The 23,567-nt window shown below is 75.1% G+C and carries 25 protein-coding genes; 13 read left to right on the forward strand and 12 right to left on the reverse strand.

Annotated features, from left to right (window positions below; all coding sequences use genetic code 11):
- Nucleotides 1–9: 9 nt before the first annotated feature.
- Complete coding sequence (locus ACI78Q_RS06615; protein WP_456922528.1) at nt 10–1,737, reverse strand: alpha/beta hydrolase; 1,728 nt, start codon at nt 1,735–1,737, stop codon at nt 10–12.
- Nucleotides 1,738–1,842: 105 nt separating this feature from the next.
- Between ACI78Q_RS06615 and ACI78Q_RS06620 the strand changes: the two genes are divergently transcribed.
- Together ACI78Q_RS06620 and ACI78Q_RS06625 are read left to right on the forward strand one after the other, a co-directional pair.
- The gene (locus ACI78Q_RS06620; RefSeq protein ID WP_456922529.1) at nt 1,843–3,825 is read left to right on the forward strand and encodes an alpha/beta-hydrolase family protein; all 1,983 of its coding nucleotides are present in this window, start codon (nt 1,843–1,845) and stop codon (nt 3,823–3,825) included.
- A 69-nt stretch (nt 3,826–3,894) separates the two neighbouring features.
- On the forward strand, nt 3,895–4,386 hold the full coding sequence (locus ACI78Q_RS06625; protein ID WP_456922530.1) for a hypothetical protein: 492 nt from the start codon (nt 3,895–3,897) through the stop codon (nt 4,384–4,386).
- A gap of 28 nt (nt 4,387–4,414) precedes the next feature.
- Here the strand turns inward: ACI78Q_RS06625 and ACI78Q_RS06630 are convergent, their stop codons facing one another.
- Nucleotides 4,415–5,734, reverse strand: coding sequence for a cation:proton antiporter (locus ACI78Q_RS06630; protein WP_456922531.1), 1,320 nt, complete (start codon nt 5,732–5,734; stop codon nt 4,415–4,417).
- Nucleotides 5,735–6,015: 281 nt separating this feature from the next.
- Between ACI78Q_RS06630 and ACI78Q_RS06635 the strand changes: the two genes are divergently transcribed.
- Nucleotides 6,016–7,035 carry a YhjD/YihY/BrkB family envelope integrity protein gene (locus ACI78Q_RS06635; RefSeq protein ID WP_456922532.1) on the forward strand — a complete coding sequence of 340 codons (1,020 nt, stop codon included), beginning with the start codon at nt 6,016–6,018 and terminating at the stop codon, nt 7,033–7,035.
- 456 nt (nt 7,036–7,491) lie between these two features.
- On the opposite strand, the gene ACI78Q_RS06640 is transcribed toward ACI78Q_RS06635, so the two are convergent.
- From ACI78Q_RS06640 to ACI78Q_RS06650, 3 genes are all read right to left on the reverse strand, one after another.
- Entirely contained in the window at nt 7,492–8,019 is a 528-nt protein-coding gene (locus ACI78Q_RS06640) for a DUF1269 domain-containing protein (RefSeq protein WP_456922533.1), read from the reverse strand.
- Between the two features lie 44 nt (nt 8,020–8,063).
- On the reverse strand, nt 8,064–8,339 hold the full coding sequence (locus tag ACI78Q_RS06645) for an SHOCT domain-containing protein (RefSeq protein ID WP_456922534.1): 276 nt from the start codon (nt 8,337–8,339) through the stop codon (nt 8,064–8,066).
- Between the two features lie 95 nt (nt 8,340–8,434).
- On the reverse strand, nt 8,435–9,013 hold the full coding sequence (locus tag ACI78Q_RS06650; RefSeq protein WP_456922535.1) for an HdeD family acid-resistance protein: 579 nt from the start codon (nt 9,011–9,013) through the stop codon (nt 8,435–8,437).
- A gap of 114 nt (nt 9,014–9,127) precedes the next feature.
- Here ACI78Q_RS06650 and ACI78Q_RS06655 point away from each other — a divergent pair, with 114 nt between their 5' ends.
- The 5 genes from ACI78Q_RS06655 to ACI78Q_RS06675 all read left to right on the forward strand — a co-directional run bounded on the left by ACI78Q_RS06655 (nt 9,128) and on the right by ACI78Q_RS06675 (nt 13,499).
- The gene (locus tag ACI78Q_RS06655; protein WP_456922536.1) at nt 9,128–9,580 is read left to right on the forward strand and encodes a hypothetical protein; all 453 of its coding nucleotides are present in this window, start codon (nt 9,128–9,130) and stop codon (nt 9,578–9,580) included.
- Nucleotides 9,574–11,022: a DUF2252 domain-containing protein gene (locus ACI78Q_RS06660; RefSeq protein ID WP_456922537.1), complete on the forward strand. Its 1,449-nt coding sequence runs from the start codon at nt 9,574–9,576 to the stop codon at nt 11,020–11,022. The genes ACI78Q_RS06655 and ACI78Q_RS06660 overlap by 7 nt, the downstream gene beginning before the upstream one ends.
- A gap of 116 nt (nt 11,023–11,138) precedes the next feature.
- Entirely contained in the window at nt 11,139–11,891 is a 753-nt protein-coding gene (locus ACI78Q_RS06665) for a DUF222 domain-containing protein (RefSeq protein ID WP_456922538.1), read from the forward strand.
- Nucleotides 11,892–11,966: 75 nt separating this feature from the next.
- Entirely contained in the window at nt 11,967–12,635 is a 669-nt protein-coding gene (locus ACI78Q_RS06670; RefSeq protein ID WP_456922539.1) for an HNH endonuclease signature motif containing protein, read from the forward strand.
- Nucleotides 12,636–12,971: 336 nt separating this feature from the next.
- Entirely contained in the window at nt 12,972–13,499 is a 528-nt protein-coding gene (locus tag ACI78Q_RS06675; RefSeq protein ID WP_456922540.1) for a potassium channel family protein, read from the forward strand.
- Nucleotides 13,500–13,604: 105 nt separating this feature from the next.
- Here ACI78Q_RS06675 and ACI78Q_RS06680 read toward each other — a convergent pair whose 3' ends face one another.
- Entirely contained in the window at nt 13,605–15,278 is a 1,674-nt protein-coding gene (locus ACI78Q_RS06680; RefSeq protein WP_456922541.1) for an SHOCT domain-containing protein, read from the reverse strand.
- A 136-nt stretch (nt 15,279–15,414) separates the two neighbouring features.
- On the opposite strand from ACI78Q_RS06680, the gene ACI78Q_RS06685 reads away from it, so the two are divergent.
- The 3 genes from ACI78Q_RS06685 (at nt 15,415) to ACI78Q_RS06695 (ending at nt 19,181) form a co-directional block, all read left to right on the forward strand.
- The gene (locus tag ACI78Q_RS06685) at nt 15,415–17,277 is read left to right on the forward strand and encodes a glycoside hydrolase family 15 protein (protein ID WP_456922542.1); all 1,863 of its coding nucleotides are present in this window, start codon (nt 15,415–15,417) and stop codon (nt 17,275–17,277) included.
- Between the two features lie 87 nt (nt 17,278–17,364).
- Nucleotides 17,365–17,727 (forward strand): carboxymuconolactone decarboxylase family protein, encoded by a 363-nt coding sequence (locus ACI78Q_RS06690; protein ID WP_456922543.1) that lies wholly within the window; start codon nt 17,365–17,367, stop codon nt 17,725–17,727.
- A gap of 47 nt (nt 17,728–17,774) precedes the next feature.
- The gene (locus tag ACI78Q_RS06695) at nt 17,775–19,181 is read left to right on the forward strand and encodes an MFS transporter (RefSeq protein WP_456922544.1); all 1,407 of its coding nucleotides are present in this window, start codon (nt 17,775–17,777) and stop codon (nt 19,179–19,181) included.
- 49 nt (nt 19,182–19,230) lie between these two features.
- Here the strand turns inward: ACI78Q_RS06695 and ACI78Q_RS06700 are convergent, their stop codons facing one another.
- From ACI78Q_RS06700 to ACI78Q_RS06710, 3 genes are all read right to left on the reverse strand, one after another.
- Entirely contained in the window at nt 19,231–19,605 is a 375-nt protein-coding gene (locus ACI78Q_RS06700) for a PLD nuclease N-terminal domain-containing protein (RefSeq protein ID WP_456922545.1), read from the reverse strand.
- A gap of 84 nt (nt 19,606–19,689) precedes the next feature.
- Nucleotides 19,690–20,151: a hypothetical protein gene (locus ACI78Q_RS06705; RefSeq protein ID WP_456922546.1), complete on the reverse strand. Its 462-nt coding sequence runs from the start codon at nt 20,149–20,151 to the stop codon at nt 19,690–19,692.
- Nucleotides 20,152–20,224: 73 nt separating this feature from the next.
- Nucleotides 20,225–20,455 (reverse strand): hypothetical protein, encoded by a 231-nt coding sequence (locus tag ACI78Q_RS06710; protein WP_456922547.1) that lies wholly within the window; start codon nt 20,453–20,455, stop codon nt 20,225–20,227.
- Nucleotides 20,456–20,789: 334 nt separating this feature from the next.
- Between ACI78Q_RS06710 and ACI78Q_RS06715 the strand changes: the two genes are divergently transcribed.
- The gene (locus ACI78Q_RS06715) at nt 20,790–21,191 is read left to right on the forward strand and encodes an SHOCT domain-containing protein (RefSeq protein WP_456922548.1); all 402 of its coding nucleotides are present in this window, start codon (nt 20,790–20,792) and stop codon (nt 21,189–21,191) included.
- 34 nt (nt 21,192–21,225) lie between these two features.
- The gene (locus tag ACI78Q_RS06720; protein WP_456922549.1) at nt 21,226–21,834 is read left to right on the forward strand and encodes an Rv1733c family protein; all 609 of its coding nucleotides are present in this window, start codon (nt 21,226–21,228) and stop codon (nt 21,832–21,834) included.
- Nucleotides 21,835–21,900: 66 nt separating this feature from the next.
- Here the strand turns inward: ACI78Q_RS06720 and ACI78Q_RS06725 are convergent, their stop codons facing one another.
- The 3 genes from ACI78Q_RS06725 to ACI78Q_RS06735 form a co-directional block, all read right to left on the reverse strand.
- The gene (locus ACI78Q_RS06725; RefSeq protein ID WP_456922550.1) at nt 21,901–22,425 is read right to left on the reverse strand and encodes a DUF6325 family protein; all 525 of its coding nucleotides are present in this window, start codon (nt 22,423–22,425) and stop codon (nt 21,901–21,903) included.
- Between the two features lie 167 nt (nt 22,426–22,592).
- A complete protein-coding gene (locus tag ACI78Q_RS06730) occupies nt 22,593–23,039 on the reverse strand; it encodes a DUF7144 family membrane protein (RefSeq protein ID WP_456922551.1) in 447 nt (148 codons plus the stop codon).
- Between the two features lie 159 nt (nt 23,040–23,198).
- Nucleotides 23,199–23,558: a hypothetical protein gene (locus tag ACI78Q_RS06735; protein WP_456922552.1), complete on the reverse strand. Its 360-nt coding sequence runs from the start codon at nt 23,556–23,558 to the stop codon at nt 23,199–23,201.
- Between the last annotated feature and the right edge of the window lie 9 nt (nt 23,559–23,567).

The raw sequence follows: 23,567 nt of genomic DNA on the forward strand, positions 1-23,567 counted from the left end.
CCGGTCCCGTCAGCCGTCACCGACGAGCTGCCGCAGCCGCTGGGTGTCGGCGTCGGTCCAGCCCGGCGGCTGTGCCACCTCCGCCCACGCGTCCACGTAGTCGGCCTCGTACTTGTGCCCGTGGCCGTCCGGCACGCCGGTCGAGAACGCCAGGTCGGCCGTCACCTGCCAGAAGGTCACCACGGGCAGCCAGAACATGTCGGGCGACACGTCCGGCCCCCGCTCGCCCTCGAGCCAGTCGGGGCGGGACAGGAGCAGGCGCGGCGACCACCACACGATCGGGTCGGAGGCGTTCTGCAGGTAGGCGACCCGGGGCTCCTCCCACGGTGCCGGCGGCGCCCCGAGGTCGGGCGCCTCGTCGGCGAACCGCGCGGTCCGGCCCTCGTCGTACACCGGGAGCCACTCCGGCGAGCCGGCGTCCCGGTCGGCCACGAGCCCGCGCCACAGCTCGTTGAAGTTCGGCGGCCCCGCCCACACCACGCCGGCGGTGCGGTTCTCGATGTCGGCCAGCCCGCTGAAGGCGGCCTCCCCGCCGAAGGTGCCCAGGCTCTCCCCGAAGACCAGCAGCAGCGGCCGGTCGTCCGGGGGCAGCTGCGACCAGGTGCCGTACACCGCGTCGAACAGCGCGCGGCCGGCGTCCCGGGCCTTGGCCTGGTCGACGAGGAAGGACAGCCAGCTGGGCAGGTACGAGTACTGCACGGCCACCATCGCGGTGTCGCCGTTGAACTCGTACTCCAGTGCGGCGCTGGCCGCGGGGTCGACCCAGCCGGTGCCGGTCGTGGTGACCACCGCGAGGACGGACCGGTCGAAGCCGCCGGCCCGCTGGAGGTCCCGGACGGCGAGCGCCGCGCGGTCGGCGACGTCGTCAGCCGACGCCAGCCCGGCGTAGGCGCGGACCGGCTGGAGCGACGGCCGGCCGGAGAAGGCGGTGAGCTCCTCGGGGGTCGGGCCCGCACCGGCGAAGTTGCGGCCCTGCAGGCCGAGGTCCTCCCACGGCACCAGGGAGCCCGGGCCGCCGGACCGCTCGGGGACGGTCGGGCGGACGGCGCCGGCCTCCGTGCCGTCGTCCTTGACGCCGAACGCGGAGTTCGCGGCCCCGACCAGGCCCTGGAAGAGGACCCCGTTGAGCAGGAAGACCACCAGGGCGGTGACCACGACGACGCCGAGCGGCCGGGCCAGCCGCCGCGGCAGGAGCCGGCCGAACCCGCGGACCAGCCGGCGGGCCAGCCACCCCACCCCGCGCGCGATCGCGACGAAGAGCGCGAACACCGCCACCGCGACGACGACGATGCCGATCGAGGAGTACCCCTCGGGCGGCTCGACGCCCATGAGCAGGTGGATCTCCCGCTGCCAGTACGCGCCGAACCCCAGGGCGATCAGGACGAGCGCCGGCCCGACCACGGCCAGGACCTGCCACGCGCGGCGGCGGAGCCGGGCGGACACCCGCCGGTCGGTGACCTCCGCGACGGACCAGGCCACGGCGACCCCGAGGCCGTAGCCGATCGCCGCGGTCACCCCGCCGATCACGCCCTGCAGCAGCCAGCCCCGGGGCAGCAGCGACGGGGTGAGCGAGCTGCAGCCGAACAGGACCGCCCCCACCGTCCCGCTCCAGGTGTAGCGCGGCAGCCACCGCGTCCACCGGCGGGCCGGACGCCCCGCGGCCCCGTCAGGGACGTCGACCGGCGGGGCGACGTCGGGCTCGCCGGACAGGGGCCTCGTCGCCGGCTCGGTCGTCATTCCGCACTCCCTCCGGGGAGGGCCGACGCTACGGATCCACCCGCCGCCGGAACTCGCACCAGGAGGATGAGTCGCGGACGGCGGCCCGGGACCACCATCCCGGGCATGCGAGCTGGCGTGCGGACGGGACGACGGTCAGCGGTGCGGCTGCCGGGGCCGGGCTCCCCGCCGGACGTCGCCCTGCTCCTCGCGGCGGCGACCGCCCCCGGCACGTTCGCGCGGTCGCTGTCCCCCCGGAGCGCACTGGACCAGGGCCTGGTGACCGGGCTGGCCACGGGACTGCAGTACCTGCTGTCGGTCGGGGCGCAGGACGTGCTCGAGGCCACCGCCCGGACCCTGGTCCGCGGGACACCGTCCCCGGCCGCCCGGCGCGCCGGCACCATCGCGGTCGACTGCGCGGCGGTGCCCGTCGGGCTCGCCGTGCTGCGGGCCCTGCCACCGCGCGCCGATGACCCGCTCCGGGGCGCCGTGCGGCAGACCGCCTGGCGGCTCGGTGCGACCGGCCTCAGCGGCGCGCTGCTCGGCGGCGCCCAGCTCGGCGCGCACGCACTCGACGACCGCCTCCGGCTCGGCGGGCGCCTGGCCGCCGTCCCGCTGGCGGTCCCCGTCGGCCTGGGCCTGGCCTACGTGCTGGACCGGATCCGTGCGGACCGGCCGACCGGGAGCACCGACGAGTCGGAGGGTCCGCCGGCGCTGTCCTCCCTGGCCGTCGCGTCGGGCATCGTCGGGTCCCTCGCCGCGGCCGGGTACGCCGAGCACGTCGTCAGCGACCTCGCCGCCCGCCGGCTGGCCGCGGTCCTGCCCGGGCCGCCCGAGTTGTGGCGGCTGGCGGGCCACGCGGGCGCCCTCGCCGGGCTGGGGCTCGGCGTCTCGACGCTGTGGCACCGGGCGATGCGGCGGATCGAGGCGACGACGGCGGCCGACGTCCCGGTGTTCGAGGTGGGCGAGGGCGACCGGTGGGTGCCGCCGACGGTCAGCGGTGGCCCCGGCAGCCTCGTCTCCTGGGAGGGCATGGGCCGCGACGGCCGGCTGCACGCGCTCGCCTCGGTGCGCCCGCGGCCGGTCGCCGACCGACCCGAGGGCGTGCCGGACCTGTCGATCGAGACCGTCATGGGCACGCCCGCACTCGCCGCCCCCGTGCAGGTGTACGTCGGGCTGGACAACGCCCCCACCCCGCGGGCCCGGGTGGACCTCGCGATGGCGGAGCTGGAGCGGACCGGCGCGTTCGACCGGTCGCTGCTGGTCCTCGTCTCGCCGACCGGCACCGGCTACGTCAACTACGTCGCCGTCGCCGCCCTGCAGTACCTCGCGCTGGGCGACGTCGCGACCGTGGCCCTGCAGTACTCCCGCCGGCCGTCGCCGCTGTCGCTCGGCATGGTGCCCCGGGCCCGGGAGCAGAACCGGTTGCTGTGGCTGCGGGTCCTCCAGCGCCTGCGGGAGCGCCCGGGTCGCCGTCCGCGCGTGGTGGTGTTCGGAGAGAGCCTCGGCGCGCACACGAGCCAGGACGTGTTCCTGCACTGGGGGACGCTCGGTCTGGACGCGATGGGGATCGACCGGGCGCTGTGGATCGGGACGCCGTACGGGAGCGGCTGGATGCGCGAGGTCACCCGCGGCAACCGCCTCGACGTCGACCCCGACGCCGTCGCCGTCGTCAACGACCACGCGCAACTCGTCGACGTCGTCGCGCGGCGTGGCTGCTCGCCGCGCTTCGTCCTGCTCAGCCACGACAACGACGGCGTGACGAAGTTCGGCCAGGACCTGCTCTGGTACCCCCCGGACTGGCTGGGCCCCGCGCGACCGACCCCGCAGGCCGTCGCGGCGGGCAGCCCGCGCGGCATCCCCCCGGCCATGCGGTGGCGGCCGGTGACGACCTTCTTCCAGAGCCTCGTGGACATGAAGAACGCGCAGACCTCCGGGGCGTTCGGCGCGTGGCAGCACGACTACCGCGCGGACCTGCCGCGCTTCCTCAGCACCGTGTTCGAGCTGCCCGCGTCCGAGGAGCAGCTCGTCCGGATCGAGGAGACCCTGCAGGTGCGCGAGACCGTGCGCGAGCGGCTGTTCGCCGTCGTCCCCGGGGCCGTCGGCTGACCCGGAGGCCGCGGACATCCTCCTCCAGGGACGGTGCGCCGCCGGTGGGGCGGAGCGAGGCTGCGCGGCATGCGGGCGAGCCTCCAACAGCACCTCGGGTCCCGGCAGGTCGGCAGGGTGGTCTACGGCTCGATCATCGGGCTGGCGCTCGTCGTGGCGCTGGAGAAGCACCCGCCGGCGCCGGGGGTCATGACCGTGTGGCTGCTCGGCACCGCCCTGGCGGTGGGGCTGGCCGAGATCTACAGCGAGATCGTGGGCGTCGAGACGAGCACCCGCCGGCCGGTGACGCGGGCGCAGTTCGGGCACATGGCCGAGGACGCCGGGGCGGTCGGCTTCGGCGTCGCGTTCCCCGCCCTCTTCTTCCTGCTGTCCGCGCTCGGGCTGTTCGCCGTCGACACCGCCTTCACCATCGCGAAGTGGACGGGCCTGGGCCTGATCGGCTTCTACGGGTACTGGGCGGCCCGCTTCGCCGGCGCGGCGCCGCACCGGGCGCTGGTCAAGGGCGCGCTCGTGGCGCTCGTCGGGGCCGGGCTGATCGCGCTCAAGGCGCTCGTGCACTGACCGGCCGGACTCGCCGGATCCGAGCGCCTCACTCCTGAGCCGGCCGCGGGTCGGGCTGCGCCACCTCCGCGGCGTGCCGCCCGGCTCCCCCGCGGTGCGCTCGACGACGGCGCGGCAGTCCCCGCACCGGCAGGTCGGGGACAGCGCCGCCGCGTTCCGGACCGCGGGCCGCCGCGCTCCGGCCGTAGCGCGCGGCCAGCGGCGCGGCGCTGGACCCGTGTGCGAGGACGCTGAGGAGCACGGTGCCCGCGATGACGGCCACGGCCTCGTCGGCGGCCGGGCCCAGCTCCTCCAGCGCGAGCAGGGCGAAGACCAGGGACGCCAGGCCCCGTGGCCCGAACCAGCCGATGAAGGACACGGTGACCCGGTCCAGCCCGGAGCCGGTCAGGGCCAGCGTCACCGGGACCATCCGCACGGCGGTCAGGCTGAGCACCGCGTACAGGGCCAGCGACCACGTCACCCGGTCGAACAGGATCGGTACCGCGATGGCGCCGAACGCCGACCACACCAGCAGCGAGAGCAGGCCGCCGGTCTGCTCGGTGAAGGCCAGCTCGGTGGGGCCGCGCCTGCCCACCGTGGCGCCGAAGGCCAGCCCGCCGCAGAACGCCGCGACGAACCCGTTGCCGTGCACGACCAGCGCCGCGGCGTACGCCGCGAGGGCCAGCGCGAGCACGGCGGGCCCTGCGAAGTCCTCCGCCACCCACCCTCGGTCCCGCGCCCGGCGCAGCGACCACCCGCCGGCCGCGCCGACGGCCACCCCGGTGGCCACGCCGATCGCCAACTCGAGCAGCGCCTGCGCCAGCCCGGGGGCCTCCACCCGTGACCCCGTCGAGATGGCGCCGGCCAGGGCGAACAGGACGACGGGCGTGGCGATCCCGTCGTTGAGCCCGCTCTCCACGTTGATCAGCCGCCGCACCCGGGACGGCACCGCCGGGTTGGTGACCACCGGCAGGCCCAGAGCGGCATCGGTGGGTGCCAGGGCTGCGCCCACCAGCAGGGCGAGCCAGAGCCCGAGGCCGGGGAACAGCCACGCCGCCAGTGCCCAGCCGGCCACCACGGTCAGCGGCAGCCCCACCGCCAGCAGCCGCACGTACCGCCCGGCGTCGGAGCGCAGGTCGTGGACCCGGACCCGGGCCGCATCGGCGAACAGGACCCAGACGAGGGTGAGCTCGACGAGGGGCGTGAGGGTCTCCGGGGCGGCGCTGGCGTCGACCAGGCCGGCCGCTGCCAGACCGGCGCCGACCACCACGAACACGATCGGGGCGCTCAGGTCCGCCCGCTCGAGCCGCGCCGACACCACGCCCCACAGGAAGACCGCCGCGGCGACGACGAGGACGGCCACCTCCACGGTCGCCCGCCCGCGCCCTCAGCGCCTGCCGCTCGCCGGCCGTCGACCCCGCCGCATGGCCGCCTCCTCGCTCGTGTCCGGCGCCGAGCGTCCTGCCCGCGCGCCGACCGCGCCTCGTCCGCTCCGGGCGACCGGGCACCGGGGCTCCGGCGGGCGCACGTCATCCGCGCGGGGGGACGCCGGTCGGTACCGGTGGCCTCCTACCGTCGGCTCCGGCGGGGCCGGGGGGTCGGCACGGCCGTCGCCGCCGTCGCCGGGTGCGCGTCGACGAGGGAGCCGGGATGCGGACAGTCCACGACCTCCGGACGGCCGGGCGCCGGCTGGAGACGACGGTGCCAGGCCGCTCCGTCCGCTCCTTCGTGGCCCTCCAGGGGATCGACCGCGCGACCGCCATCGCCGCCCAGGCATTCACCGCGTTGATCCCCCTGGTCCTCCTCGCCTCCGGGCTGGCGCCGACGGAACACCGCGACCTGGTCTCCGATCTGCTCGTCCGCAAGTTCCACCTCGAGGGTTCGGCCGCCGACGCGGTGCGCGAGCTCTTCGCGCACCCCTCCACCGCCTCGACCGGCGTGTTCAGCGTGGTGCTGCTCGTCTTCTCCGGCGTCTCGCTGACCCGGCGGATGCAGCGGATGTACCAGGACGCCTGGCGGCTCCCGCCGCGCCGCGGGGTCAGGGGATCGCTCAACGCTGCCCTCGCCCTCGCCGTCCTGCTGGTGGAGATCAGCCTGCTCTTCCTGGTCCGCACGCTGGTCGGCGCGCTGCCGGCCGGCTGGGCGGTGAGCGGGACGATCTCCGTCCTCGGGAGCGTGCTGCTCTGGACGTCCATCCCGTGGCTCCTGCTGGACCGGCGGGTCTCCTGGCGCCGGCTCCTGCCGACCGGGGCGCTCACGGCCGGCTGTGCGGGCGTCTACGCCCTGGCCACCACGGTCTACATGCCCCGGCTGATGTCCACCTACAGCCTGCGGTACGGGCTCTTCGGCGTGACGCTCGCGCTGATCGGGTGGCTGCTGTGCGTCGCGTTCATCTTCGTCACGACGACGATCCTGGCCGCCGAGTTCGACCGCTCCCCCGAGCGCTGGGCCACGCGCGTGCGGACCCGGCTCGGCCTGGAGCAGCCGGCGCGCGAACAGGCGGCCGTGGGCGGCCCCCCGCCGGCGGGCGAGGAACTGCCCCCCGGCGACGTCCGCCCCGTGCACAGCTGCCCCTCGACCCCGGGGGCTCGGCGTCTTCCTCGCCACCCAGGTGTCCCCGGGGACCCCGGTCAGGGTCCGGCGACCGGCGAGAAGGACCGGATCTCCTGATGACCGTCGCGCACCAGCGCCCACGCCGCCTCCGGCACCTCGGGCCACGCTCCCGGAGCTCACGCAGCGGCTCGGAGACGACGAAGCGGGTGGTGGTGTCGAGCTGGTCGAGCGCTTCCCGGTCGGGGTACAGCTGCCGGGCCTGGGTCACGTCGATGGAGTGGAGCGCGAGCTGGTGCACAGGATCTCGGTGTCGGTCCATCCCCCGAGGGCCGGTACAGCGACGGGTCGACCGCCGGCACGAGGTCGCGTTCGACCTCGGCGACCGGGCCAGCGACCCGCCCGGTCCACGCGACGTCGACGCAACCAGGACCGCTCGGCGCACACCTCACCCGCGGAGGACGACGCCGCCCGCGGGCCCTCCACGCGGAGCTGCGGGACTCCGCCGGTCGGACCGGGCAGTGCACGCACAGGGCCCGACTGCCGCAGCAGCCGGGCCCCGGCCCGTGGTCGCGCTCAGCTCGTGGGTGCCGGCGTCCGCGGTGCGGGCGTCACCTGCTCCTCCGCGAACACGTCGCGCAGCTTCTCCTCCTGGTCATGGCTGAGGTTGGTCTCGACCAGAACCATCTGCTGGCCCGCGAACGCCTCCTTGACCTTGTCCACCACGGCGTCGGACGACAGGACGAACAGCGCGGAGGTCCCCGGCTGGATCTCGTCGCGCATCCGGCGGATGAAGGAGTCGTCGATGCCGACGTCGGCCATGCTGCCGGTCAGGGCCCCCATCGCCGCACCGATCGCCATGCCCAGCAGCGGGATGAAGAAGATGAGGCCGAAGAGCATGCCCCAGAAGGCGCCGCCGAGGGCCCCGGCGCCCGCGAGGTTGGTGAGCTGACGCGTCTTCGGCTTCCTCGCTCCCTCGGGGTAGCTGACGACCGCGGCATCGTGGATCTTGATCAGTTCCCTGCGCTGCAGGTCCCTGAGGGTCGCCTCGGCCCTGTCCGCGCCGTGGGCGGTCGGGAACTTCCAGACGGTCATGGTGGCCATCGACTTCTCCTCTGGTGTGCGCGACCGGACCGGGCGGTCCGGGGTCAGGAGTTGAGGATCTGGCTCTTCTGGAGCTCGAACTCGGCGTCGTCGAGGACGCCGGAGTCCCGGAGCTGGGCCAGCTCGCGCAGCTGGGCCAGCTTGGTGTTGGTGTCCGTGCGCGGCGGGGCCGCCGGCTCGGCGTACTGCGGCTCGGGCGCGTACCGGGCCTGCTGCTCGGCCCACCGCCCGGCCTGGCGGCGGGAGACGCGGTTGGACACGGCGGTGGCCGTGCCGGCGACGACGGCGGTGCGGGCCATGCCCCGCAGCAGTCCTGGCATGTCGACTCCTCTGCGTTGGTCGGTGTTGGTCGGTGCACGGTCGGTCGGTGCGCGCCGGCCCGGCCGGCGCGACGACTGCTCAGCTCGTCGACTGCTCAGCTCGTCGACGAGAGGCCCGGCTCGGTCGCCGGGCGCCAGAACGCGGCGGCCATCAGCACCAGGCCGAGGAAGAGGACCTGCACGCCGAAGACGACGCACAGCACGAGCACGGTCGCCTGCGGCCAGGCGATGGCCAGCACGCCGACGACGACGTTGACGACGCCGAGCGCGAGCAGCCATCCCCAGCCCGGGATCTCGTCCCGCCCGACGACGGCGAGGCCCGCCCGGCCGGCCCCGTGGACGATCAGGGACAGCCCGGTGATCAGCACCAGCGACCACAGGGTGATGCCCGGCCAGACCGCGGCCAGGATCCCGCCGACCACCAGCACGGCACCGAGCACGACCGACCCCCACCGGTGCCGCTCGGAGTCCCACCCGGCGGCGATCTCGAGCAGGCCGCCGACGACGAAGGCCAGGCCGAGCAGCAGCGCCAGGCTGCGCGCGGCCGCCACGGGGTTGAACAGCAGGGCGATCCCCACGGCCACGACCACCAGGCCGAGCAGCCCGACCGCGATCCGGGCCCCCCTGCGTCCCGGGGGCGCGGTCGCATAGGGACTGGAGACGTCAGCGGTCATCTCGATCCTCCCCCGGGTCGCAGTCCAGGGCCCGAGACTCGCCCCCGGCGGGGACCGTGACCTCATCCCCCCTGGATGACGCAGCACCCCCGGCCGGACGGGCACCGTCGCGTCATGAGGCTCAGCTGCGCAGCCGGGATCGGGGCCGCCGTCGTCGCGGCGGCGCTCACCGCGTGCTCGAACTCGTCCTCGCCGTCGGAGGCCGCATCGACGACCGCGGCGTCGTCGTCGGCGGCGTCCAGCGCGGCGGTGTGCCAGGCCGCCGACGAGCTGCGGTCGTCGGTCGCCGCACTGGGCGACGTCAACGTCGTCCAGGAGGGCACCGCCGGCGTGAGCACGGCGTTCGACTCGGTGGAGAGCGCCCTGGCGCAGGTCCGTACGGACGCCGGGGCGGAGTACGCCGACGACGTCGACCGCGTGCAGGCCGACGCCGACTCGGTGCGCTCGGCCCTCGACACGGCGCAGGCCGACGCCTCCGCGCAGACCCTGGGCGCCCTCGCCTCCTCGGTCGGGGTCCTCCTCTCCGACGCCCGGAGCCTCGTCGACGAGATGAGCGCGACGTGCTGACCGCGACCACGGCGTCCCGCGACGCGCGTCCCCTCCGCGACGCCGTCCCGTCCGCGCGACCCACCCCGCGCGAGCGGCGGGCCGCGGGCAAGGCACTGCGCGCCGTCGCCCCCCTCGACGCCCACGCCGAGTCCCCGCGCGCGACCCGCACCCGCGACCCGCTGACCCTGCTCGAGCAGCAGGCGGCCGACCGGCTGGCCGAGCTCGGCCCCATCCGCTACGGGCGGATGCTGGAGTCTCCCTTCGCCTACTACCGCGGCGCCGCACGGGTCATGGCCGCCGACCTCGCCGGCGCGCCCCGGTCCGGCTTGACGGTGCAGATGTGCGGCGACGCGCACGCGGCCAACTTCGGCCTGTACGGCTCGCCGGAGCGGCGGCTGGTGTTCGACGCGAACGACTTCGACGAGACCCTGCCGGGGCCGTTCGAGCACGACGTCAAGCGGCTGGTCGCCAGCCTGGAGATCGCCGGCCGGCACAACGGCCTGTCCCGCAAGCAGCGCAGGGGCCTCACCCTCGCCGCCGCGGCGCGCTACCGCACGGCCATGGCGGAGTTCGCGGGCGCCCGGGACATCGAGGTCTGGTACTCGCGGATCGACGCCGACGAGATGCGCACCGAGCTCGCTCCCCTGCTGGGACCAGCCGCGCGCAAGCGCCTGGACCGGGCGCTCGAGCGGGCGCGGACGCGGGACACCCTACAGGCGTTCGGCAAGCTGACCGAGGCGGTCGACGGAGGGCTGCGGATCAAGGCCGAGGCCCCGCTGCTCGTACCGCTGCGCGACATCGCCCCCGGAGCGGAGGGCGACAACCCGATCGAGACCTTCCAGACCCTGATCCGGCAGTACCGCGGCTCGCTGCAGTCCGACCGCCGCACCCTGCTGGAGCGCTACACCTTCGTCGACATGGCCCGCAAGGTCGTCGGCGTGGGCAGCGTGGGCACCCGCTGCTGGGTCGTCCTGCTGGTCGGCCGCGACGAGGACGACCCGCTGCTGCTGCAGATCAAGGAGGCCGGCCCCTCGGTCCACGCGGAGTTCGTGGGCCGCAGCCGGTACGTCAACCAGGGTCAGCGCGTGGTGGCCGGCCAGCGCCTCATGCAGCAGGCCAGCGACATCTTCCTCGGCTGGCAGCGGACCGCCGGTGTCGACGGGGTCGAGCGGGACTTCTACGTCCGGCAACTGCGGGACTGGAAGGGGTCGATCGAGATCGACGACCTGCGACCCCAGGGGCTGGAGATCTACGGCGGGCTGTGCGCCTGGTGCCTGGCCCGGGCGCACGCGCGCTCCGGCGACCGGATCGCGATCGCCGGGTACCTCGGCTCGTCGGCGGCCTTCGACACCGCGCTCGCGGACTACGCCGAGGCCTGTGCCGACGTCAACGAGGACGACCACCGCCAGCTGGCCGAGGCCGCCGCCGAGGGCCGCGTGCAGGCCCGCAGGGACATCTGACGGCGATCTGGCCGCGGGTCGGCACGTCGGACATGCGGACATGTCGGCGGAGGCCCTGCTCGGGTCTGAGCCGGGCATCACCCGGAACTGTCTTAGGTCGAACGTATGTTCGTTTCGTGATCTCGACGGCTGTGCGGCAGACCCCGTTGGAGGGCCGGCTGGTCGCGTGGCTGGGTGAGCGGCCGCTGCTGGGTGGGCGGTTGCCGGTGGCGGCGTTGACCCGGTCGCAGCGGGCCGCGGAGTTGCAGCGGGTGCAGCGGGCGCGGGCGATGTGCGCGGCGTACGAGGCGGAGCTGGTGCTGGGCCTGGCCGAGGACACCCCCGCCACCCTCGATCCGCCGCCGGGGACGCCGGGGGCGCGGACGGGGTCATGGGCGGCGGACGGGGAGTTGCCGGGGGTGTCGGAGTTCTTCACCCCGGAGCTGGCGGTGGTGCTCAACTGCGGTCGGGGCACCGCCGCGCACCTGGCGGCGCGGGCGTGGGTGTACCGGGGGCATCTGCCGGCGACGTGGGCGGCGCTGGCCGCCGGGGCGCTGGACGAGCCGCGCGCCAAGGTGCTGGCCGAGGTGCTGGAGCACACCGCCCCGGCGGTGGCCCGGTCGATCGAGGCCGAGCTGCTACCCGAGGCCGCCGGTCTGTCGCTGGGGCGGCTGCGGCGGCGGGCGCTGGCGCTGCTGCTGGCGCGTGACGCGGCTGCGGTGGACGCCCGCCGCGAGGACGCCCAGCGGCAGGCCGACGTGCGCGTCTTTCCCTCGCCGCTGGAGGGCATGTCCACGCTGGCCGCCGAGCTGCCCGCCGAGGCCTACGACCTGGTCGACCAGCTGGCCCGGACGGCCCGGGCCGACGGTGATCGGCGGCCGATCGAGTAGCTGCGGGCGGAGGTCTTCTCCGCCCTGCTGCGCCGCCCGGCCGACTCCGGACTGCCCGCCGTCACCGCGCGCGTGGTGATCACCGCCGCCCTGGCCGCGCTGGAGGGCAGCACGGCCACACCCGGCGCGGTCGACGGGCTGCCGATCACCGCCGGCCACGTCCGCGAGCTGCTGGCCCGCCTGGACGCCCTGGGCCTGCGGGCACCGGCGGGCGGGTCGCTGGGCGTGGCGGTCACCGACGCCGGCGGGCGGCTGCTGGCCACCGCGTCGGCCGCGCAGCTGGCCCGGCTGGCCCGCCGCGGCTGCCCCGCCCACCCCGGCGGGAACTGCGGCTGCCCGGTGCTGGACCGGCCGCCGGCCACGCCGGCCTACGCCCCGACCGCCGCCCAGCGGGGGTTCGTGACCACCCGCGACCGCGGCTGCCGGTTCCCCGGCTGCGGCCAGCCGGTGGGTTTGGCCGACCTGGACCACGTGGTCGCACACGCCGGCGGCGGGGCGACCGACTGCGCCAACCTGTGCTGCCTGTGCCGCTCGCACCACCGGCTGAAGACCTTCGCCCGCGGCTGGCGGTTCGTCCTGGACGACGACGGCACCCTGCACGTCACCACCCCGTCGGGGATCACCCGCAGCACCCGACCACCCGGGCTACGACGGGATGCGCCGCGCGCACCGGCACTCGCACCGCCGTCGGACGAGCCCCCACCACAACCGCCACCGCCGGACCACGACCCGCCACCGTTCTGACCACAGGGCAGGCGATCCGCCGACATGTCCGCATGTCGACGTGCCGACCTGTCGATCCCGAGGTCGGGCGTCGCCCTGAGGACTCTTGGGCAACGTGGCAGCTCTGGGCGACGTGGCTGCTCTGGCGAGGTGGCTGCGCGGGGCGGCTGGCGGATCGGCACGGCAACTGTTGCCGCAGACGACCGGCACACCGCACAGCGGCCCGCTCACCCGGCGCGGGTGATCCTCGGGGGTCACCGGGACCTCAGCATCAGGCGGATGGAGGGTCCCGCGCGCACCCATCGGCTCCCGGGACCGGGCACAGGGGCCGCCGCGCCGACGGTGTCGCCGTCCGGGGTGCCCGGGCGCCGTCCGCTGCTGGTGGGCGTCGCGCGGACGCTGCTCACGACCATCGGGCTGCTCGTCGTCTACTTCCTGCTCCCCCTCGACCGTGAGTTCACCGCCGGGACGGTCGCCGGGCTGGCCGCCGGCGTGGTGGCCGTGGGGCTGCTGGTCGCGTGGCAGGTGCGGGCGATCCTGCGCTCGCCCCACCCGGCGCTGCGGGCGGTCGAGGGCATCGCGCTGTCACTCCCGCTGTTCCTGCTGCTGTTCGCCACCACCTTCGTCCAGCTCTCGGACACCGACCCGGACGCCTTCACCGAGCCCGTCAGCCGCGTCGACGGCCTCTACTTCGTCGTCACCGTCTTCGCCACGGTGGGGTTCGGCGACATCGCCCCCGTCAGCGAGGTGGCCCGGGTCCTCACCACACTGCAGATGGTCGGCGACCTGATCCTCATCGGGCTGGTGCTCAAGCTGTTCCTCGCCGCTGTCGACCGCCGCCGCCGGGCCACCGGCGACCCGGGGTCGCCGGTGGACGCGGGCTGAGCCGCCGAACGCGGGCTGAGCCGCCGGGCCACCGGCGACGCCGCCGGCCGCGAGCTGAGCCGCCGGGGGCCACCGGCGACGCCGCCGGCCGCGGGCTGACCGGGGTCACACGCCGAGCAGCCGGGCCTTCTCCCGCCGGAACTCCTCCTCGGTGAGGACGCCGGCGTCACGGGCGCTGCCCAGTCGCACGAGCAGGTCGAGGCGGTCGCTGAGCGCGGTCATCGTCTCGGGGGTGAGCGCCGCCGGCACCAACCGCTCCGGCTCCGGCACGGCCGGGGCCGGAGCGCCCACGGCCGGTGCCGCCGCCTCGACCGCGGTCGCGACCAGCGTGCCGCCGGCCGCAGCGTGCGTCGCGCCGCCGGAGGGCACGGCCCCGCCGGACGGCACGGCCCCGCCGGACGGCACGGCGCCCGGCCGCGGCGGCGGGACGACGGCCACGGTCGCCGGGACCGCGCCGGCGGCGCCGTCGGGCCCGGCCGCCGCAGGGACGGCGGTCCCGGTGGGCTCCGCCGACGCGGGAGACGACGCGGCAGCCGACGCGGGAGTCGGCGCCGGCGCCCGGTTCTGGAGCCACTCGAGGGCACCGAGGTAGAGCGCGACCAGGGCGGCGATCCAGATCAGCACGGACAGCGTGGGCGCGGGCCAGAAGAGCAGCACCAGCGCGCCGATGGTGATGCCGGTCCACCGCGCCGGCCCGAGGTGCGCCTGCACGACCCCGCCGAGCCGGGCCGACCGCTCCGGCAGGTCCAGCCCGTCGGCGAAGCCGCGGGCCCAGACCGACACCCGGCGGGTCCAGGGCTCGCCGGCGGCAGCGGCGGCCACGGCCGGCTCCGCCCCCTCGGCCGCGGCGGCCGCCCGGGCCGCCTCCCGCCGCTGGCGCACCTGCGCCCGCGCGGCCGCGACGCCGCGCCGCGCGCCGGCCACGATGCCGAGCCGGCCCCAGACGAGGGTCAGCACGAGGACCAGCAGCACGGCGGCGAGCAACCACAGCGTCCAGGACCGCAGGCTGGCGGCGAGCACGTCGTAGACCGCCCCGACCGCGTCCCGGTTGCCCTCCCGGGCCTGCGTGACCAGCAGCCCGCGGCCGATGCGGAGGGCCAGCAGCACCAGCAGGGTGAGCACGGTCGTCGTCACCGCCCACGCGCGCAGGGTGCTGCGCCGGCGCCGGGAGGTGCCCAGCGCGCCGGCGAGCGTGCCCAGCGCCAGCAGCCCCAGCCACCACCAGACCGACCTCAGCAGGTCGATCGCGGTGTAGACCTGGGGGGCGTCGGCCGGGGTCAGGATGGTGATCCCCACGTCGTCCGGCAGCAGGTCGAGGATCTGCCCGGCGATGCCGTCCCTCGCGGAGTCGGGGACCCGGTCCTTGGCCTGGCCGAGGGTGAAGCGCACCGCCTCCCCGGCGACCAGTTGGTCGTGCGCGGAGGTGAGCGCGGCCTGGGTCAGCGGCCGGAAGGGGTCGTTGGTCAGCAGCCGCTGCACGCCGGTCGCCACGAGCGAGCGGACGCCCTCCTCCACGGTCGGCCGGAAGCTCTGCAGGCGGGGCGGGAGGAGGGTGAGCGCGTCGTCGACGGCCCGCTGCACCTCCGGGTTGCTCATCACCGTGGACGTGACACGTTCGGTGATGAGCGCCTCCACCTGCGGCAGGTCCACCATCGTCTCGACGTTGGTGACGAAGACCTGCGTGTTGACCACGTTCCGGCGGGTCCACAACGAGGTGCTGGCCAGGACCAGGGCGACGGCGCTGACCAGGACCAGCAGACCGACGGCGAAGCGGCGCATGGCCCTCTCCCCTCCCGTGGGCCGGCGGGCGCGGGTGCCCGACGACGGCGGCCCAGCCTGGTTCCGGAGGACGGCGCGACTCATCACCCCCGGGGGATGAGGCGCCCGGCGACCCGCGCGCAGCACGGTCGCCGGCATGACCGAGACCGCCATGCCCCCGATCGCCGTGCCCGAGACCGCCATCGCCGACCACGGGCTCATCGGCGACCTGCAGACCGCCGCGCTGGTCACCACCGACGGGTCGATCGACTGGTTCTGCGCCCCGCGGTTCGACTCCCCCAGCGTCTTCGGCGCGCTGCTGGACGACGAGCGCGGCGGACACTTCCGGATCCGCCCGGCGGGCATCGAGTACACCTCCAAGCAGATGTACCTGCCGGACACCGCCGTCCTCGTGACCCGGTTCTTCACCGAGGCCGGGATGGGGCAGGTCGTGGACTTCATGCCGCCGGCCGGCGCCGTCGCCACCGACACCCACCGCATCGTGCGGATCCTGGACTGCGTCCGCGGCCGGATGACCTTCGCGATCGACGTCGCCCCGCGCTTCGACTACGGGCGGCAGGCGCACCGGGTGGACGTGTCGGCCGACGGCGCCGTCCTCACCGCCAACGGGCAGCAGGTCACCCTGCACGTCGTCCGCGAACCCGACGACGAGCGGCTGGCCCAGCTCCGCCTCGGCGACGCGGACCTGCACGCCGAGGTCACCCTGGAGGCGGGCCAGACCCGCGGCGTGGTGCTGGAGTACGGCGGGGACGGCCGGCCGCGGGAGGTCCGGCCCGCCGAGGTCCGGGCGCTGTTCCAGCAGACGGTCGACTTCTGGCGCGCCTGGGTGTCCCGCTCCACCTACCGGGGCCGCTGGCGGGAGGACGTCCAGCGGTCGGCGATCACGCTGAAGCTGATGACCTACGCGCCCAGCGGCGGCCTCGTGGCCGCGCCCACCGCGGCGCTGCCCGAGCAGGTCGGTGGGGAACGGAACTGGGACTACCGCTTCACCTGGGTGCGCGACGCCTCCTTCTCGGTGCACGCGCTGCTCAAGCTCGGCATGACCGAGGAAGCCGCGCACTTCGGCCGCTGGATGGGTGACCGCATCCGCGAGCGGGTCGGCTCCGACAGCGGACCGCTGAACATCATGTACCGCATCGACGGCTCCTCCGACCTCAAGGAGGACGTGCTCGACCACTGGCGCGGCTACCGCGGTTCGGCCCCGGTGCGCATCGGCAACGGGGCGGCCGAGCAGCTGCAGCTGGACATCTACGGCGAGGCGCTGGACAGCGTGTACGCCGCCCTCCGGGCGGGCCTGCCGCTCCCCCACCAGGGCTGGACGGCGATCGCCCGGGTGCTGGACTGGCTGGCGGACAACTGGGACCAGGACGAGGAGGGCATCTGGGAGACCCGCGGCGGCCGGCAGCCGTTCACCTACGGGCGGGTGATGAGCTGGGTGGCCTTCGACCGCGGCATCCGGATGGCGGCCCAGCACGCCCGGCCCGCCCCGCTGGAGCGCTGGACCACCGAGCGGGACCGGATCTACCAGCAGGTCATGGAGCGGGGCTTCCACTTCTCGCGGCAGGCCTTCGTCCAGCACTACGACACCGACGTCCTGGACTCCGCGCTGCTGCGGATGCCCACCGTCGGGTTCATCGACGGCCGCGACCCGATGTGGACCACCACCCTGGCGGCGATGGACGGCGAGCTCGTGACCGACAGCCTGGTCTACCGCTACGACCCCGAGGCCTCCCCCGACGGGCTGCGCGGCTCGGAGGGCACGTTCTCGCTGTGCACGTTCGCCTACGTCGACGCGCTCACCCGCGCGGGACGGCTGGACGACGCCCGCACCGCCTTCGAGAAGATGCTGACCTACGGCAACCACGTGGGCCTGTACTCCGAGGAGATCGCGCTCACCGGCGAGCAGATCGGCAACTTCCCCCAGGCGTTCACGCACCTGGCCCTCATCGACGCCGCGACCACCCTCGACGCGGCCCTCGACGGGCACCCACCCCGCTGACCCGCTGCCTCGTCCTGAGCGGGTGAGGACGGGCGTCCGCCGTCGCATCGACCCTGGACGCCCATCCACACCCGTCCAGGAGGAGCCATGACCCAGACCGCACCCGACGACGCACTCGGCCGCATCGCCCAGGGCGACGCGCCGGTCCTCGAGACGCTGCTCGCGATGAACCTCGACGCGGCGGAGCGGTCGGGGCTCGACGCGGAGACCTACCTGCTCGTACGGCTCGCCGCCCTCGTCGCCATGGACGCCGCGCCGGTCTCCTACGCGATCACCCTGGGCGCCGCCGCGGAGGCCGGACTGACCGCGGAGAAGGCCCAGGCCGTCCTGGTCGCCATCGCCCCCGTCGTCGGCAGCGCGCGGGTGACCGCGGCGGCCGGCGCGATCCTGCGCGGGGTCCTCGGTGCGGCCGCCCTGGCCGACCAGGTCCCCGAGCAGCGCAGCTCGTAGTACGACCGCACACCGCCGCCCGGCGCCGATCCCGCGGAGGACCCACCATGACCAGGACCGGTGCCGGCGCGGCGACGACGACGGCGGGGGCCGTGGTCCTCCCGCTCGCCCTCGCCCAGTTCATCGCCAGCTACGCCGCGTCGAACATGAACGTCGCGATCACCACGATCGCCGACGACCTGGACACCGACGTGGCGGGGATCCAGACCACCATCACGCTGTTCACGCTGACGATGGCGGCGCTGATGATCCCGGGGAGCAAGCTCACCGACATCTTCGGCCGCAAGAACTGCTTCATCCTGGGTCTGGTCATCTACGGGGCCGGCGCGCTGCTGGCCGCGCTGTCCCAGGGCCTGGGCATGCTGACCGTCGGCTACTCGCTGCTCGAGGGCGTCGGCTCGGCGCTGCTGATCCCGCCGATCTACATCCTCATCACCGTGGTCTTCGACGACCTGAAGACCCGCGCCAAGTGGTTCGGCGTCGTCAGCGGCGCCGCCGGGCTCGGCGCCGCCGCGGGCCCGCTGATCGGCGGCCTGATCACCAGCTACGTCAGCTGGCGGGCCTCGTTCCTGCTCCAGGTGGTCGTCGTCGCGGCGATCGCGCTGATGGCCCGCCGCATCGACGACCCGCCGCTCCCGGCCGAGCGGCCGCGCTTCGACCTCCTCGGCGCGGTGCTGTCGGCGGCGGGGCTGTTCTTCCTCGTCTTCGGCGTCCTGCAGACCAACTCCCACGGCTGGGGCAGCGCCCGGGTGTGGCTGTACATGGCCCTGGGCGGTGTGGTCCTGGCGGCGTACTTCCTGTACGCCCGGGCCCGCGAGCGCGGCGGTCGCACGCCGCTGGTGTCGGTGCGGCTCTTCGGCAACCGGACGTCGAACCTCGGGCTGGTCACCCAGACCGTCCAGTGGCTGGTCATGCAGGGCTCGTTCTTCGTGATCTCGGTGTTCCTGCAGCAGGCGCGGGGCTACTCGGCGATCCAGACCGGGCTCATGCTGGTGCCGGCCACCGTCGGCATCCTGCTCTCCTCCGCGATGGCGCAGCGGATGGCGAGCCGGCACCCGCAGCGGTTGCTGATCCGGTCCGGCTTCACGCTGACCGTCGGGGGCCTGGCGCTGCTGCTGGCCCTGGCCCGGGTGGACTCCGCCGTGTGGACCTACTGGCCCGGTCTGTTCCTCATGGGGTTCGGCGTCGGGGCCATGCTCACCGCGTCGGTCAACGTCGTGCAGTCGGCGTGGCCGGAGGAGGTCCAGGGCGACATCTCCGGCGTCTCCCGGAGCGTGTCGAACCTCGGCTCGTCGCTGGGTGTCGCGATCGCCGGCTCGGTCCTGGTGGCGGCGGCGGCCGGCGGGAACCCGCCGTTCCTGACCGCGATCGTGGTCGTGGGGGCCTTCGCCGTCATCGGGTGGGTCGCCGCGCTGCTGCTCCCCCGCGCACCGCGCCCCGTCCCCACCACCTGACGCACGACAGCGGCACCCCGGCCGGGGTGCCGCTGTCGTGACGGGCCGGTCAGCGGGGCTGCTGCGGCACCATGCGGTCGTACTCCTCGCGGGTCACGGCACCGCTGTCCAGCAGGTCCTGAGCCGTCGCCCGCTGCCGCGGCACCGCGTCGGCCGCCACCGACCGGATGTAGGCGTCGGTGGCCTCGCGCTGCCGCTCGATCGCGCGCTCGGAGCGCTCGGCCATCGACCGGCCCTGGGAGATCAGGTACACGAAGACGCCGAGGAACGGCAGCAGGATCGTGAACAGCACCCAGCCGGTCTTCGCCCCGCCCCCGATGTCGTGGCGCGAGAAGAGGTCCGCGTAGACGCGGAACAGCAACCAGAACCACAGGACCCAGCAGAAGAAGAGGAACATCGTCCAGAAGATGTCGAGCAGCGGCATGGGTCCTCCCTCGTCGGCGCGTGACCGCAGCGTGGCCAGGCGGCGCGCACTGCTCATCACCCCGGTGGGATGACCCCCCAGGGCTCAGCTGCCGCGCTCGCGGGGCGCGTCCGGGAGGCCGGACAGCGCCGCGGTGAGGAAGGGCCCGACCAGCCGGCCGGCGTCCTGGTGCGCCACCGCGATCTCCAGCCCGTAGCCGTCGTGGGAGGTGAACCGGAGGGCGACCGGCTGCCGCCCCAGCCCGCGGACCTCGCCGGGCCCCAGGTCCTCCACCGTCACGTCCCGGGCGATCCCGAGGGGCAGCGGCGTGACCCAGAGCCGGAGCGCGCCGGACCGGAGCAGCAGCACGTCGTCGACCCAGGCCGCGCGCGTGCGCCGGACCGCCCAGCGCGCGCTGTACCGCCGGGACCGTGAGGTCGGCGGTCCGACACGGCACCGGAAGGAGGGCAGGTCCCGGGTGAAGCGGACGCGAGCCCACACGGCCACCACGAGGACCGTTCCGCCCACGAGGACGACGGCGCCGAGCACCGCCAGGAGGGGGGACATCGGGCACCACGCTCCCTCGCGCGAGGGCCGGCCACGCGCGTGGCCGGCCGATGGGTACGCGGCCGGGTGCGGTTCACGACGAGCGTTCGACGTGGGGCTCCGGCCCGGTCGTGCGGACCTCCAGGAGGTCCAGGCCCAGGCTCCGCAGGCGCTGGAGCATCCCGTGCAGACCGGGCTGGTCCGTGGGACCCGTCCGCAGGATGGTCAGGGGCGGCTCCTCGCCCAGGTCCTCCGCGCCGATCTCCTCGAGGAGTTCGGCGGGGACCGGTCCACGCACGCGCAGCTCGTACACCTGGCGTCCCATGCGCTGCTCCTTTGCTCGAGGCGCGTGCTCCGCGGGACGGGATCGGTCGCGGACGCAGCTCACCGAGCCGGACGACCACCGCAGCCGGGACCCCGGGGACGCGGGAGGTCCGGTCCGACTGACTGAGCCTCGTCCGCCCGGCCGCCGCTCTGCCTCGTCCTGCACGGACGAGGCGACACTCTCGCCCGCGGATTGCCCGTCGGGCCCGGTGACGACCCCGCCGCCAGCCGGCCGGCTCCACCGCCGGGCGCCGGAGAGTCATCCGGGCGGGGCGATGGTCCCCGTGCGCGGCGTCCGCATGCTGGCGGGACACGACCCGTCCCGGAGGTGGGCCATGGTCATCGCCGCCGACGACTACCCGCTCGTCGACCTGCTGTGGACCTTCGTCCTGTTCTTCGCCCTGATGGTCTACTTCTGGCTGCTGATCACCGTGTTCGGCGACCTCTTCCGCCGCCGGGACGTCTCCGGCTGGGGCAAGACCGGCTGGGTCGTCTTCGTCGTCGTCCTGCCGCTCATCGGATCGCTGACCTACCTGATCTCGCAGGGCCGGTCCATGGACGACCGGGCCGCGCAGCAGGCGGCGGTGCTCAAGCAGCAGGCCGACGGCCACATCCGCTCGGTGGCCGCCCCGGGGTACCGCGGGGTCGACGAGATCGCCCGGGCGAAGGCACTGCTCGACCAGGGAGCGATCAGCCAGGAGGAGTTCGAGCAGCTCAAGCGGCGCGCCCTGGTCTGACCACGACGGTCCCGCTCGAGGGGAGGGCCGCGGGATGACCGGGCCGGAGGACACCTGGCTGCACCGCTCGCTGCGGCGGTTCGCCCTGGGCTCAGGGCCGCTGAAACGGGGTTCGGACCGGGTGGAGGTCGCCGGCCGGCTGGTCGTCGCCGCCTCGCTCGTGGTGGCTCCGCCGCTGGCGGTGGCCGCGACCACCGTCGCCACCGACCACCTGGAGTCGCTGGCCGCGGTGCAGGCAGCGGAGCGGCACCCCGCCTCCGCCGTCCTGCTCGAGGACGCCCGGCGCGTGGACGGCGCCGACGTCACGGACCCGGTGTCGACGGCCGTGCCGACGCGGGCCGTCTGGACCGCCCCGGGCGGGGCCTCGCACGAGGGCGAGGTGCAGGTCCGCCCGGGCACCGCAGCCGGGACCGCCGTGCCGGTGTGGGTGGACGACGACGGCGACCTCACCTCGCCGCCCCTGGACGCGGCCGGCATCCCGGCCTCGGCCATGGCGGTGGGGGCCGTGTTCCTCATCGGGGTGCCGCTGGGGACGTGGACGCTGCACGTCGTCCTCTGCTGCGCCCTGGACGTCCAGCGCGACCGCCGCTGGGAGCGGGGCTGGGCGGCGGTCGAACCGGACTGGGCCACCCGGCTGCTGTGAACCGGCCGCGGGGTGCGGACACCGCGCCCGGTCAGCCCGGCCGCCGGGCGCGGCCCCCGCGCCCGGTCAGCCCACGGGGCCGGCCGGCTGACGCGACGGATCGGCCGGCTCCCGCGGCGCGGGCGGCCGCTGCTCGTCGGCCTCCAGGGCGTCGAGCGCGGCCACGAGCGCCTGGACCGGGATGTGCCCGGACGCGACCAGCTGACCGCCGGAGCGCCGCAGCGCGGTGGCGAACGGGGTCGCCCAGACGTTCTCGTAGACGAGGATGCCCGCCGCGGTCCCGGGGTCCAGCGCCGCCGCGGCCTCGGCGAGGTCCTCCGCCGCCAGGAGACCCGAGGCCGCGCCCTCGAACAGCAGGGCCTCGATGACCTGCATCCGCTCCAGGTCGACCTGGGTGAGCGTCGTGACGGTGCCGTCGGGGTCCTTGCGGAGGAACACCAGGTCGAGGATGCGGATGATCCCCCGGTCGACGAGCTCGACGAGCAGGGGGAAGGCCTCGCCGGTCATCCGGTCGGTCGGGAAGGCCACGACGATGTAGTCGACGGGTCCCATCTGGTCGAGGTCGGGGGTCTGCTCCAGGTCTGCGGTCATGTCTCCCCCAGGGGACGAGGAACGGTGTTCGGCGTCCCCACGGTGCCGGGGCCGCGGGCCCCCTACGTCACCCGGCGCGGACGATCCGGGGACGACGGCCGGAGCCGGCGCCCGGACGACAGCGGGCGCCCGCCCCCGGAGGGACGGGCGCCCGCGCCAGCAGCGGTTCAGCGGTATTCGCTCTTGAGCTCGCGCCCGTGGACGATGATGGCGTAGATCACGATCACGTCCAGCGTGATCAGGATGACCGACCACACGGGATAGGCGGAGATGAACGCCAGGTTCACCAGGGCGCTCAGGAACGCGATCCCGACACCGACCACCCGGGCGGCCATGTTCCCGGCGAGCAGACCCACGCCGGCCAGGACGGCCACGATCCCGAGGATGAGGTGAGCCCATCCCCAGGTGTTGTAGTCCACGTTGACCACGAGACCGTTCGGGCGGACCAGGTAGAAGCCGTCGTCGAACAGGGCGATGAGCCCCTCGATCGCCTGGAACGTCCCCACCATGATCAGCATGACACCGCCGAAGACGACCCACCCCGCCCAGGCGGTGGGTCCCGGCTCGTAGCGCTCGTCAGTGGCCGGCGAGCGGCCGCGCGAGGTGTCCGTCATCTGCCTGTCCTCCTTGGTCCGCCTCCGACCCGGGGCCGGCGGTCGGGTTCTGGGTCGTGTGCGGCAGCAGCCTGCGACCGCTGCCACGGCCCGGCATCGTCCGCACCGCATGAACCGGCCGCGGCTGCCGGTGCGGCGCCCGCCCGGGGAGGAGCCGGGTCAGCCCCGTCCCGTCCGGCGGCGCGGCCCCCGGTCACACCTCGGGGCCCGAGCGGCGGGCACGCCGGCTCGGGGCCGCAGGGGGACGACGACGCCGTCGCCGGTCTCCTCGGGCCGGCGGGCCGGCCCCTGCCCGTCGCGGCCCGGCTCGGTGAACCGGCGGATCTCGAGCAGGTCCACGTCCCGCTCGGTCAGGCGGTGCACCACCTCGGTGAGGTCGCAGTCGGCCGGGACGCGGAAGCGGAACACCGTGTTCCGGGGTACCGGCGTGGGCTCGACCGGCACCCCGAACGTCGCGAGGGCCGCGGGGCTCACGACCGTCTCCACTCGTAGCTCGTACCGGTTCGGCTCCGCCTGCATGGCCACCGC

The organism is Geodermatophilus sp. SYSU D00705 (assembly GCF_054050135.1).

Bases quoted from the DNA above. Each gene is read 5' to 3' on its own strand.
- ACI78Q_RS06615 (WP_456922528.1), bottom strand. From the start codon at position 1,737: ATGACGACCGAGCCGGCGACGAGGCCCCTGTCCGGCGAGCCCGACGTC.
- ACI78Q_RS06620 (WP_456922529.1), top strand. From the start codon at position 1,843: ATGCGAGCTGGCGTGCGGACGGGACGACGGTCAGCGGTGCGGCTGCCG.
- ACI78Q_RS06625 (WP_456922530.1), top strand. From the start codon at position 3,895: ATGCGGGCGAGCCTCCAACAGCACCTCGGGTCCCGGCAGGTCGGCAGG.
- ACI78Q_RS06635 (WP_456922532.1), top strand. From the start codon at position 6,016: ATGCGGACAGTCCACGACCTCCGGACGGCCGGGCGCCGGCTGGAGACG.
- ACI78Q_RS06640 (WP_456922533.1), bottom strand. From the start codon at position 8,019: ATGGCCACCATGACCGTCTGGAAGTTCCCGACCGCCCACGGCGCGGAC.
- ACI78Q_RS06645 (WP_456922534.1), bottom strand. From the start codon at position 8,339: ATGCCAGGACTGCTGCGGGGCATGGCCCGCACCGCCGTCGTCGCCGGC.
- ACI78Q_RS06650 (WP_456922535.1), bottom strand. From the start codon at position 9,013: ATGACCGCTGACGTCTCCAGTCCCTATGCGACCGCGCCCCCGGGACGC.
- ACI78Q_RS06655 (WP_456922536.1), top strand. From the start codon at position 9,128: ATGAGGCTCAGCTGCGCAGCCGGGATCGGGGCCGCCGTCGTCGCGGCG.
- ACI78Q_RS06680 (WP_456922541.1), bottom strand. From the start codon at position 15,278: ATGCGCCGCTTCGCCGTCGGTCTGCTGGTCCTGGTCAGCGCCGTCGCC.
- ACI78Q_RS06685 (WP_456922542.1), top strand. From the start codon at position 15,415: ATGACCGAGACCGCCATGCCCCCGATCGCCGTGCCCGAGACCGCCATC.
- ACI78Q_RS06690 (WP_456922543.1), top strand. From the start codon at position 17,365: ATGACCCAGACCGCACCCGACGACGCACTCGGCCGCATCGCCCAGGGC.
- ACI78Q_RS06695 (WP_456922544.1), top strand. From the start codon at position 17,775: ATGACCAGGACCGGTGCCGGCGCGGCGACGACGACGGCGGGGGCCGTG.
- ACI78Q_RS06700 (WP_456922545.1), bottom strand. From the start codon at position 19,605: ATGCCGCTGCTCGACATCTTCTGGACGATGTTCCTCTTCTTCTGCTGG.
- ACI78Q_RS06705 (WP_456922546.1), bottom strand. From the start codon at position 20,151: ATGTCCCCCCTCCTGGCGGTGCTCGGCGCCGTCGTCCTCGTGGGCGGA.
- ACI78Q_RS06710 (WP_456922547.1), bottom strand. From the start codon at position 20,455: ATGGGACGCCAGGTGTACGAGCTGCGCGTGCGTGGACCGGTCCCCGCC.
- ACI78Q_RS06715 (WP_456922548.1), top strand. From the start codon at position 20,790: ATGGTCATCGCCGCCGACGACTACCCGCTCGTCGACCTGCTGTGGACC.
- ACI78Q_RS06720 (WP_456922549.1), top strand. From the start codon at position 21,226: ATGACCGGGCCGGAGGACACCTGGCTGCACCGCTCGCTGCGGCGGTTC.
- ACI78Q_RS06725 (WP_456922550.1), bottom strand. From the start codon at position 22,425: ATGACCGCAGACCTGGAGCAGACCCCCGACCTCGACCAGATGGGACCC.
- ACI78Q_RS06730 (WP_456922551.1), bottom strand. From the start codon at position 23,039: ATGACGGACACCTCGCGCGGCCGCTCGCCGGCCACTGACGAGCGCTAC.
- ACI78Q_RS06735 (WP_456922552.1), bottom strand. From the start codon at position 23,558: ATGCAGGCGGAGCCGAACCGGTACGAGCTACGAGTGGAGACGGTCGTG.